A 12,360-nucleotide genomic window follows, 5' to 3' on the forward strand; every position below is an offset into this window, starting at 1 on the left:
CTCATGCTCCTGATCATTCTCCCTGTGCGATGTCGCTATCATTGCTGTCCCCGGCAACATTCATTTGCCGGGGAACTCCAGCGCCTAATTCTTGCTGTTGTATAGCGTGATTATTTCGTTCGTGATATCGAGCGAGTTGTCATGATATATGAGGGAGCCAGGAACGCCAGGAGCCTGTTGCCCCTTTTCAAGTATAAGCGTGAAGTTTTTTTCAGCGGCGTATTTGTTCAGTGTTTTCAAAATTTCTTTGTATATCCTTTCGGTGGCATCTCTCTGCTCGGCCATAAACTCGGTCTGCTTGTCTTCACGGTACCTTTCGAACTCGCGTGAAAGTTTCCTGAGGGTTTGGTCCTTCTTGTTCCTTTTGGCCTCATCCATCATGAAACCCTGGGACTGAAGTTCGTCTTCCATTTTTTTCAATTCATCCTTTTTCTTGGCGAGAATGTCCTGTTCCTTCATGAGCTTTTCCTTCATCTTTTCAAGGACGACTTTTCCCTCCTTGGATTCGTTCAGCGCCTTTTGCATATCGATAATGCCGATCTTCATCTCTTTTGCGTCTGCGTCTGTCGCTAAAAGCGCAACCAGCGCGATGGAAAATAAAATCCTGGAAAGCATAAAAAAACTCCTTAAAAAAAGTTAAAATCCGACTCCGCCGATATTGAAATGGAACTGCATCGAGGTCTCGCCCGGCATTTTGTCGAGTTTGAAGCCCCAAGCCAGGGTTATAGGCATCATGGGCGTCATGAAATTCATTCCGAATCCAACGCCCTGGCGCATGTTCTCAATATCGAATCTCCTGCTGGTTGTTGTGGAAAGGTCTTCACCTTCTCCATACACCTGTCCCCTGTCATAAAACAGTATCCCTTTTACAGTTTTAGAAAAATGGTAGTGTACTTCAAGATTGAAAAGAAGTGAAGAGTCGCCGCCAAGGGGGAGGCCGTTGGCGTCTTTCGGCCCTACGTCGCCGTATGAGAATCCCCGCAGGCTTTGCACGCCGCCAAGATAGAAATTCTCGACGAGCGGGAGTTTGTCTCCGTTGTAGCCGCTCCCGTAATTTATCTGGCCCCTGCCGAAAATTACGAACTCCTTTGGGAGCGGGATGTACTGCCATGCTTCAAATCCAAGTTTGTAAAAATCGAGGTCGCCATTGAGAGGCCCGCCGGCGATTATCGTGTTTGCCCGTATTCTGTGACCTTTTGTAGTTACATAGTAGTTGTCCCTTGTATCGTGTACAAATATTGGCTGTATCGAGCTTGTGACCTTCACCCCCTGCTGAGATTGAAGTATGGGCGAAAGAGCGGAACCGTCTGTTGGCATCACTTCCGAGCTTTCCAGGCGATATAGAAAGCTCGCGTAAGCGTATTCGTTCAAGCCGCGCCCCAATGACACGCTGGCTCCTTTGTTGAAGCGGGTGTACCCATGTGTGGAGGTGCCGTAATCGAATTGGCGGGAGTAAACCTGGTAGCCAAGCTGTATGTCGCGATCGAGGAATTTCGGCTGACTGAAATCCATGTAGTAATCCCGTCGCAGTTTAGACTGGTCGATACTTAATGAAAGTTTTTTACCGGTTCCGAAAAGGTTGTTTTCACTTACTTTTGCAGTGACGCTTACTTCCTCGTCAAAGCTGTAACCTATTCCGGCCTGCAGGTTTCCGGTAGGTTTTTCTACCACGGTAACTTCGAGGTCCATCAGATTCGGCTGGCTCCCGCTTTTCTGCTCAATTTCCACCGCTTCAAAATATCCGGTGTTGCCTAGCCTCTGTCTGGTCCTTTGCATCTTCTCGCCGTTAAAAAGCTCGCCTTCATGAAGGCGGAATTCACGCCTGATAACGTTTTCATGGGTCTTGTCGTTCCCCTTGATATCGATGCGGCCGATGTATATTTTTTCGCCGGCGTCGACTTTTATATGTATGTCTATTACCTTCTCTTCTTCATTCTCTTTCATGGAGGGGATAGGATTTGCGTACGCGTACCCCTTGTTCGAATACATTTCGGTAATCTTGAAAAGGTTCTGCCGGAATGAGGTTTGATTGAACGGTTCCCCCTCCTTCACGGAAATATTCTTCAGTATCTCCTCGGCTGAGTAGAGGTTGTCCCCTTCGGCGGTGATCTTTCCGAAGAAGTACTGCTCCCCTTCGTGCACGACCATTGTTATGTAGATGGTCCCTTTTTGCCGGTCTATCTCTATCCTCGGGGATTCGATAGTCGCGTTGATAAAGCCTTCATCCCTGTACCTAGATTCAAGGCGTAAAACGTCGGTCTTGAGGATCTCCTTTTCGAAGTTTCCGCTGTCATTGAAGAACGAGAAGAAATCGACTTCCTTTGATTCAATCGTCTCCTTGAGCAGATATTCCTTTAGCTGTTTATTTTCGCGAAAACGTATTTCAGAGATCTTTACTTTCTGTTTCTCTTCGATGTTATAGGTGATATCGACCTGATCATCTCCAGCCTCCTTTATCTCCGCATCGACAGTTGTAAAGTAGAAACCCTTCTTCTGGTATTTTTCCTTTATCTTTGCAATATCCTTTTTCAGGAGATGCTTTTGAAAATAGGTCCCCTTTTTCATCTGGATTAGAAGGCGCATATCCTTTTCAGGGACTTCCGACGCCCCTTTAAGCTCTACCGATCTGACGAAAGGCTTTTCCTTCAATCGGTATATAAGCACCAGGCCGTCAGCCTTCTCCTCTACCTCAAGGGCGATATCGTCGAAATAGGTCAGGTCGTGAAGTCTTCGAATATCTTCCCTGGTTGTCTTTACGGAGTATTTGGAGCCGACCCTTGAATGGATGTAGTAATGGATGGTCTGGATATTCGCCCTGTTGTTCCCAACGACCTTGATGTCCTTGATCTCTTTCCTGAAATCGATTGCCGAAGCAGGAGGAACGGAAAGGAGGATAGTTGTTACGGCAATTCCTACCGCTTTAAAAACACTCCCCCTCATTGTGTAATTGGCGAAAAGATGCTGGCTATCGGCCTGGGGAAAAATCTGTACAGAGATAGATCATAGGTTACAGGCTTTCGACCGGGCTTTTTTCGACCAGTGTCAATTCTTCGTCATGAAGGTCAACGAGTATTGTGCTTCCAGGTTTAACTTCGTCTGAAAGTATTTTATCGGATAGGGGGTTTTCAAGGTATTTCTGCAATGCCCTCTTGAGGGGTCTTGCTCCGTACGATGGATCAAATCCCTTGTCGACCAGCCATGTCTTAGCGGAGTCTGTTATCTCCAAATAGAGATTCTCTTCCTTCAGTCTCTCTCGAAGTTTATTCAGCTGGGTGTCTATTATCTTGGCGATCGAGTTTCTGTCCAGCTTGTTGAAGACGACTATTTCATCTATCCGGTTGAGGAACTCCGGAGTGAATTGGCGTTTCAGTTCGGTCCGTATGCTGTCGGACATCTTCTTGTGGGATTTTTCCTGATTGTCGTTCTGGAATCCCATGGAAAAATTCTTTTCAATGGTCCGCGCGGAGAGGTTTGATGTCATTATCAGGATAACGTTCTTGAAGGATACGTGCCTGCCGTAGCTGTCCGTCAGGTTTCCTTCATCCATTATCTGGAGAAGCATCTGGTAAATGTCGGGGTGTCCCTTTTCGATCTCGTCAAGGAGCACAACTGAGTAAGGTTTTCTGCGAACCTGCTCGGTAAGCTGGCCACCCTCTTCATATCCGACGTATCCTGGAGGGGCGCCGGTGAGTTTGCTGGCGGCGAATTTTTCGTTGTATTCGGACATATCGAGCCTGATAAGCGATTTTCTGTCGCCGAACAGATATTCGGCAAGTACGAGCGCAAGCTCGGTTTTTCCTACGCCGGTCGGGCCAAGAAAGAGGAAACTGCCGAGAGGTTTCGAAAGGTCCTTGAGCCCCGCGCGGGACCTCAATACCGCTTCGCTTACTACATCAACAGCCTGATCCTGGTCGAACACCATCTTTTTCAGCTCGGACGCCATCTCTCTCAGGCGCTGAGTCTCTTCTTTCGCGAGCCTGTTGAGGGGGATACCGGTAACGGATGAGACCACCTCGGCGATATCGTGTTCGGTGACTATCGGCTGTTCCTGCTTATTTTCCTTAAGCCACTCGGTTTTCAACTCTTCCTGTTCCACCTTTAGCGCCTCTTCCTGATCGCGCAGGTCGACGGCGAGTTCAAACTCCTGCCGTTCGATCTTCTCCTTTTTCTGCCTGACTATCTCGTCAATCTGCCTTTGCAGGTTCCTGACCTCAGGCGGGAAAGTCACCTGGCGAAGCCTTACTCTTGAGCCTGCTTCGTCCAGCACGTCTATCGCCTTGTCGGGGAGGAACCTGTCGTTCATGTATCTGTCGGAAAGGATAACCGAGGAGGTAATCGCTTCGTCCGTAATGACCGCCTTGTGGTGGAGTTCGTACTCCGCCTTGAGCCCCTTGATTATCTCAATGGTCTCGTCTACCGACGGAGCGGCTACCATGATCGACTGGAATCGTCTTTCAAGCGCTCCGTTCTTTTCGATGTATTTTCTGTATTCGTCGAGAGTGGTGGCGCCTATGCACTGGATGTCGCCGCGAGAGAGCGCGGGTTTCAGCATGTTTGAAGCATCGACCGACCCTTCGGCGGCTCCCGCCCCGACCAGTGTGTGTATCTCGTCTATAAAGAGGATGATCTTGGTCGACTGCATTATCTCCTTCATGATAGATTTGATGCGCTGTTCGAACTGTCCCCTGTACTTTGTGCCGGCTATGATCGCGCCAAGGTCGAGAGAAACCACTCTTTTGTCGTAGAGAAGTTGCGGAACCTCACGGCTGATTATTCTCTGTGCCAGCCCTTCCACGATAGCGGTTTTGCCGACACCCGGCTCGCCGATAAGTATCGGATTGTTTTTTGTTCTCCTGGCAAGTATCTGGATGAGCCGCTCTATCTCCTTCTCCCTGCCGATAACCGGATCGAGCTTCCCTTTTTGCGCCAGCTCTGTAAGATCCCTGCCGAATTCGTCCAAGGCGGGGGTTTTGCTTTGCTGTTTCTCCTGGGGATTCACAGGCTCGCGCAGGAGGTTGATGGTCTGATCGCGAAGTTCGGCGAAAGTGAGGTTCATGCCGGTCAATATTTTGGACGCAACCCCTTCCTTCTCGCGCATGAGACCGAGCATCATATGCTCGGTACCGATGTAGGTGTGCCCCATTGAGCGCGCCTCTTCGACGGCATATTCAAGTACCTTTTTCGCGCGGGCCGTAAACGGTATATCTCCGATTACCAGCGAATTGGAATTCGGAGGCATCGCCTTTTCCACTTCGCTCCTGATCTGGGCAAGATCAACGCCGAGACGCTGAAGAACGGCGATCGCAACGCCGCCGCCATCCTTTAAAACGCCCATCAGCAGGTGTTCTGTGCCGAGATATTCGTGCTGGTTCTTCTCTGCCTCTTCTCGTGCCAGTATGACTACCTTGCGAGCGCGTTCGGTGAATCTTTTAAACATCAGTCAATCTCCAATCTGTATATAGATTGTGCCACATGAAGGCTTGGGTTAAAAGCCCTGCCAATTAAAAATCCACTTCCTATACAAACCTACTTATAATTATAGACAATATATCGAGTGAAAACGAATAATGATTAGTCAAAACAGATCAATTCCGCATTTGCCGGGTTTAATGGTTGCAGGCGGCAATCGGCGGCGGCGCCTGTTTGGAGCTGCTTTGCGTGCAACTACGCATGAAAGGTATGGTTGTTTTTGATATTTTCGGCTGGATCCCGGTCATGATAACTCTATGAATATTGCTGAATTTGCCGTAAAAAACCGGGTTTTTGCAAATCTTTTGCTCGCTGTTACACTTTTGTGGGGCGCGGTTTCGTATCTTTCGATGCCGAGGGAAGTCTTCCCCGCAATCCCGCTGGACATGATCATAATAAATACCCTATACAACGGCGCCACCCCCTATGAAGTAGAGCAGCAGATAACCATCCCCGTGGAAAATGCGCTTGAAGGGATGGCGGATATCGAATTTATCTCAAGCCAGAGCTATGAAAATATTTCAATGATCGAAATCAAGATCCAGCAAGGGGCCGAAGACCTCCAGAAACTTGTAAACGATATCAAGGATGAAATGGACAAGATCAAGAATTATCCCAGCGAGGCGGAAAAGCCGGTCGTTCTTCTGGTTGAAAGCGAAGTCCCTGTTATTACGGTGAACATTGCCGGGAATGTTTCGGAAGAGGTGAGGCGAAGGGTATCTGAAGATTTGAAGAGCCGTCTATTAACCGTTTCGGGGGTTGCCAGGATACAGGAGAGCGGGCTCCGGGAGCGGGAGATCTGGGTGGAAGCAGATCCATACAGGCTCTCCGCAATGCATATAAATCCCGGCCAGGTAGCCGCTGCCATAAGGACGGCAAACGTGAACATCCCTTCGGGGGTGCTTTCCGGGGGTCGGCAGGAGTATCCGTTGCGCACTTTGAGCGAATTGAAAACCGCGGAAGATGTGGCAAATATCGTCATACGTCGCGATAACGCCGGGCGTGAGGTGCGGGTCAGCGATGTCGCCATGGTCAGCGATGGATTTGAGGAGAGGACAAGCATAGGGAGGCTCAACGGCAAGGAGTCGGTCTCGCTGATGGTGATGAAGACCAGAGAAGGCTCCACCATCGAAATAGTCAACCGCATAAAGGGCATAGTGGAAAAGTATTCCGATGACGTTCCCGAAGGGATTTCCATCAACCTGAACCAGGACTCAAGCCGCTACATAAGGGAAAGGCTGAAAACCCTGTATGTGAACGGAGCGATAGGGCTCTTCCTGGTATGCGTTGTTTTATTCCTGTTTCTCAACTGGCGCATGGCGTTCTGGACCGCCATCGGCATTCCGGCATCGTTCATGGGTGCGATCATCATGATGGACTATTTCGGCATAACCATAAACATGATGTCCCTTTTCTCGCTGATCCTGGTACTTGGAATGGTTGTGGACGACGCGATAATCGTAACCGAAAACGTCTACAGATATTTGCAGGCTGGATTGACCCCTCACCGCGCGGCTATCAAGGGGACGATGGAAGTTGTATGGCCGATAACCGCCGCAACCTCAACGACCATTGCCGCATTCCTTCCGATGCTTCTCATGACCGGTATTATGGGGAAATTCATTTCAACCATTCCGATAGTCGTATCGCTCTGCCTTATTGCATCTTTTGTGGAGGCGTTTATAATTCTCCCCTCCCACCTTGCTGATTTCGCGAAGCCGTCCAATAAGCCGTTGGAGAGCGAATCGGAGTGGTTCAGGAAAATGAGGAACTCATACAGAAGATTGATAGTTTCGCTCCTCAAGGTGCGTTACAGAACTGTGGCAGTCTCTTTGGCGGTGTTTTTGGCGGCGGTCTATTTTGCCGCCGTGCATATGAAGTTCATCCTTTTCAACTCGAAGGACATTATCGGCTTTGTGGTCAGGATCGAGATGCCCGAAGGGACCAGTCTGGAAAACACAGCCGAAGCCCTGCGCAAAGTGGAAGAGCTGGCCGTGACTATGCCAAAGGAGGATCTTGCCCACGCGGTTTCAATGGTCGGGATGACAATAAACTATCACAATGGCAGGGTCGATTTCGGGAGCCATCTCGCCCAGACCATGTTTGAATCGACTGAGTTTGAAACTCCGGGGCGGAGAAACGGGTATGAGGTACTGAATGAAGTGAGGGAAAAGCTCAAGTACCTCACCGGTGTACGGTCGATAGAGATCAAGGAGATCGGAGGGGGGCCACCGGTCGGCTCAGCCCTTGAAGCGAGAATAAGCGGAGACAATTACGAAACACTGCTGAAAATATCTGAAGGACTTCAGAATCATTTGCGCGGTATCGGGGGCGTAAAGGATTTGAAGGACGATTTCATCCATGGGAAAAATGAGATACATATCGTTGCCGACGAGGGGAAACTTAGCCTTTTCGGGCTTTCGGAAAATGATGTCTCCTCCGCGGTAAAGGCCGGTTTTGACGGTATTATCGCCACTACCGCCAGGCGTGGGAGCGACGATATCGACGTCAGGGTCGTATACGACACCGAGCACAGGGAGGATATTGACCTTATAACCCAGATCCCGATTGTCTCTCCCTCCGGGAAGCAGGTGAGGCTTTCAACTGTTGCCGATATCGAATGGAAAAGAGGGTATTCCACCATAAGCCATTTCAATTCCAAGAGGACGATAAAGGTATTTGCGGAAGTCGACACTTCTGTTCTTACCGCAGGGGAGCTTTCAAAGATAGTAAAGGAATATTTCAGCGGGATTTCCGAAAACTATCCGGGCTATTCCCTTGAATTCGGCGGACAGACCGAGGAGCAGACGAAATCGCTTCAATCGCTCTTTCGCTCCACCCTTATAGGCCTGCTGGTTATATACCTAATTCTCGGCACACTTTTTAAATCTTTTTCACAGCCGTTTATTGTAATTGCGTCGATCCCGTTTTCGTTTATCGGTGTTGTAATAGGCCACGCAGTCATGGGGGAGCCTATCGGGATGCTGTCGATGGTAGGGCTTGCGGCCCTTACGGGGATAGTTATAAACGATTCCCTCGTAATGGTCGATTTTATCAATAATGCCAGGTATCGAGGCGGTACGCGCTGGGGCTCAATAATAAGATCGGCTTTCGTCAGGTTCAGACCGGTGATCCTTACTTCGCTGACTACGATATTCGGCCTCGCTACGCTTGCGTTCAAGACGTCAGGACAGGCGGCGTTCCTGGCGCCGATGGCGATATCGATAGTATTTGGTCTTATATTTTCAACAATACTTACTCTTGTTGTAATACCTTGTCTATACGCGATCCTGGACGATTTTTTAATGAGGATCTATGGAACTGATTGGAAGTTAAACGAGGATCAGGAAGCAGACGCATATTGAAAGCGGTTTAATACGTTTTAGTATATCTTCTCTTCATAAGATACATTCATGTTATGGTACGTTTTGCAACACCCCAACTATAACAATTTGTAGTTATATCAGTAACACTATTGTTTTAATTGACTGAAAGGAAATTGTTTTGATAACATGCTAATGAAGTAGGGAGCACTTATTCTGAATAGTTGCGACTGTATAGTTTTCTGTTCCCGTCTAGCCGTGTGGGTTTTATAGATACAGCTTGGGAAAGCAGTTTAAAGTGGAGAGTCTTCGGGTGAAAAATTTTTCAATAAGGATTCAGCTGATTCTGATGCTGCTGGTTCCGATAACAGTCCTGGCTGTCTACTCTATTTCTGCGATTACCGAAAAACGAGCCACCTCCAGCGAGATGGCCAAGCTGAAAATTCTTTCCGAGCTTGCCGAAAAAATAAGCAATCTGATCCACGAAACCCAAAAAGAGAGGGGAATGACGGCCGGATTCATCGGCTCCAGAGGTGCTCAGTTCAAGGATGAACTCCCCAGGCAAAGGGAGCTTACCGATAAAAAACGGGCCGAGATGGATGAATTCCTTAAAGATTTTGATCATTCGCTGTATGGCTCTGAACTGAAAAAGATACTCGATACCGCGCTTACCCTGTTAAGCGACATCAACAATAAAAGGAGCGCTATCGACGGATTTACCATCCCCCTTGGAGAAGCGATAGGGTATTACACAAAAAACAACGCCGCATTCCTTGAGATCATCGGCTTCATGGGGCAGTTGAGTAAAGACGGAGAGGTTGGGATAAGGTATCTCGCCTATTACTTCCTGCAAAATGAAAAAGAGAGGGCGGGGATAGAAAGGGCTGTTCTCAGCGCAGCTTTCGCTGCGGACAAGTTTGCTCCCGGGATGTACAGGAAAACGGTAGAGCTGATCTCGGCGCAGGATAACTTCCGCAAGCTGTTTCTCTCATCGGTACCGCAGGCCGACGTTGACATGTATTTCAAGATCATGAGCGGCGAAGCGATTGCGGAAACCGACCGGATGAAGGCGATCGCATTGGAAAAGGCCGATGAAGGTGGTTTCGGGATAGACGCCGCCTATTGGTTCAAGATGCAGACGGAGAAGATCAACAAGATGAGGGAAGTTGTCGAATATGTAACCGGTAAGATGCTCTCGCTTACGCTTGAGCGGAAGAAAGAGGCCGACTACTCCCTGGCGCTCTACGTTATCGCCACACTTGCGGCGTTTGCAGTCACGATCCTGTTCGCGACGGTTATTTTAAGGAGCATCATCGGCTCGATCGCCGTAGTAGTAAACGGCATGAAAATACTGGCAGAGAAAAACCTGACGGCGGTATTGAATGAATCACGAAATGACGAGATAGGCCAGCTGTCGAGATGGTTCAATTCGTCTACGAAATCGCTCCGCGAAGTGATGAGCATGGTCGCCGAGGCGACGAGCAGGGTTTCAAGCGCCGCTGAGGAGCTCTCAGCATCAGCCAGGCAGTCCACACATGGGACTGAGGATCAAACCCAGCGGACCGACGCGATAGCAAGCGCCATGGAAGAGCTGAGCGCGACGATATCGTCGGTATCAAGCAACCTGAACGACGCCGCAGAGATCTCAAAGCAGGCGATGGAGACCGCCCTTGAAGGTGGAAAGGTAGCGACAAACGCCATAAAAGGGATGAACAGCATCGACGCGACCGTCAAGGAATCTGCAAAGATAATTGAAACGCTCGGCGAACGCTCACAGCAGATCGGCGAGGTGATCAACGTCATCAACGATATCGCCGATCAGACGAATCTCCTTGCGCTGAACGCCGCCATCGAGGCGGCGAGGGCAGGGGAGCATGGAAGAGGTTTCGCGGTCGTAGCGGACGAGGTGAGGAAGCTGGCGGAGAGGACCACGAAGGCGACCAAGGAGATAGGTGTGACCATCGAGGATATCCAGATTAAGACCGGCGAAGCAGTAACCTCCATGAATCGGGGTACCGGTGAGGTTTCAAAGGGTCTTGAGCAGATAGACAAGACCGGTGAAGCGCTTCAGCAGATAGTGAACATGGTAAAAAAACTTGCCGACCGCGTAAGCGAAGTTGCCGTAGCCGCCGAGGAGCAGGCCGCCACCACTACCGAGATAACCAATAACACGGTAAACGTATCGCGTGTAGCCAAGGAGATGGCAAACGGCGCCGAGCAGACCTCCGCCGCCGCGCTTGACCTTACAAAGCTCGCTGGCGACCTGACCTCGATGGTCAAGCAGTTCAAGATCTAGCTCTTTCTTTACTTTCCAGTTCTATTCTTGGTAACTCAATTATTTTGTAATTTAATTCTTTCGTTATATTGTTCGAATAAAATATTGCATAATACTTTGCCAAAGTGTAACTTATTGGAACGAAACATTTCTGAAACGAGTAAAGTTCGGGGGGAATTGAATTCATATTTTTGCGAACACTGATTTATCAGGAATAAGGACCCATTATTTATGTCAATTGTCGGTTCGTGGCTTCTGGCGCTAAATAAATTAATTGAAAAGCGAGGTTATTTGTGAAAAATTTTTCAATCAGATTTCAGCTGATTCTGATGTTGCTTGTTCCGATAACGGTGCTGGCTGTCTACTCTTTTTCTGCGATTACCGAAAAACGCGCGACCTCCAGAGAGATGACCAAGCTGGAGACTCTTTCCGAGCTTGCCGAAAAAATAAGCAACCTGATACATGAATCGCAAAAAGAGCGGGGTGCGACAGCTGTTTTCATCGGTTCCAATGGGGAGAAATTCAGAGATGAAATGAACAGGCAAACAGAGCTTACAAATGATAAAAGAGTTATTTTTGTTAATTTCATTAAGGAGTTCGACAGCGGCGAATACGGTGAAGGCTTTAAAAAAACCTTTGATAAAGCTCTCAATATGCTGGGCGAACTTGATAAAAAGAGGAGCGAATCCGATAATCTGTCCATCCCCCTCGGAGAAGCGATAGGATATTACACAAATACACATGCCGCCTTTCTTGATGTCATAGCGTTTATGGGACAGGTAAGCAAAGATGGTGAGGTCAGTATTCGCTATCTTGCCTATTATTTCCTCCAGTCGGAAAAGGAGAAGGCAGGTGTCGAAAGGGCTGTTCTCAGCGGAACATTCGCCGCGGACAAATTTGCTCCTGGCTTATACCGAAAAACGGTAGAGCTGATCTCGGCGCAGGAGCACTTCCGCAAGCTGTTTCTCTCATCGGTACCGCAGTCCGACGTTGACATGTATTTCAAGATCATGAGCGGCGAAGCGATTGCGGAAACCGACCGGATGAAGGCGATCGCATTGGAAAAGGCCGATGAAGGTGGTTTCGGGATAGACGCCGCCTATTGGTTCAAGATGCAGACACAGAAGATCAATCAGATGAGGGAAGTTGTCGAGTATGTGACCGGCAAGATGCTCTCGCTTACGCTTGAGCGGAAGAAAGAGGCCGACTACTCCCTGGCGCTCTACGTTATCGCCACACTTGCGGCGTTTGCAGTCACGATCCTGTTCGCGACGGTTATTTTAAGGAGCATCA

At 48.9% G+C, this 12,360-nt stretch carries 6 protein-coding genes; 3 read left to right on the top strand and 3 right to left on the bottom strand.

What is annotated here, in order from left to right:
• Positions 1–84: 84 nt before the first annotated feature.
• The 3 genes from OEY64_11120 to OEY64_11130 all read right to left on the bottom strand — a co-directional run bounded on the left by OEY64_11120 (position 85) and on the right by OEY64_11130 (position 5,440).
• The gene (locus OEY64_11120) at positions 85–615 is read right to left on the bottom strand and encodes an OmpH family outer membrane protein (protein ID MDH5543501.1); all 531 of its coding nucleotides are present in this window, start codon (positions 613–615) and stop codon (positions 85–87) included.
• Positions 616–636: 21 nt separating this feature from the next.
• Positions 637–2,940: an outer membrane protein assembly factor BamA gene (gene bamA / locus OEY64_11125; protein MDH5543502.1), complete on the bottom strand. Its 2,304-nt coding sequence runs from the start codon at positions 2,938–2,940 to the stop codon at positions 637–639.
• Between the two features lie 67 nt (positions 2,941–3,007).
• A complete protein-coding gene (locus OEY64_11130) occupies positions 3,008–5,440 on the bottom strand; it encodes an ATP-dependent Clp protease ATP-binding subunit (protein MDH5543503.1) in 2,433 nt (810 codons plus the stop codon).
• A 286-nt stretch (positions 5,441–5,726) separates the two neighbouring features.
• On the opposite strand from OEY64_11130, the gene OEY64_11135 reads away from it, so the two are divergent.
• The 3 genes from OEY64_11135 to OEY64_11145 form a co-directional block, all read left to right on the top strand.
• Positions 5,727–8,834, top strand: a complete 3,108-nt coding sequence (locus OEY64_11135) for an efflux RND transporter permease subunit (GenBank protein ID MDH5543504.1) — start codon at positions 5,727–5,729, stop codon at positions 8,832–8,834.
• A gap of 271 nt (positions 8,835–9,105) precedes the next feature.
• The gene (locus OEY64_11140) at positions 9,106–11,088 is read left to right on the top strand and encodes a methyl-accepting chemotaxis protein (GenBank protein MDH5543505.1); all 1,983 of its coding nucleotides are present in this window, start codon (positions 9,106–9,108) and stop codon (positions 11,086–11,088) included.
• A gap of 272 nt (positions 11,089–11,360) precedes the next feature.
• Positions 11,361–12,360: nitrate- and nitrite sensing domain-containing protein (locus OEY64_11145; GenBank protein MDH5543506.1), on the top strand; the 1,000-nt coding region annotated here is incomplete at its 3' end.

It is taken from the genome of Nitrospinota bacterium (assembly GCA_029881495.1).
GTDB lineage: Bacteria > Nitrospinota_A > UBA7883 > JACRGQ01 > JACRGQ01 > JAOUMJ01.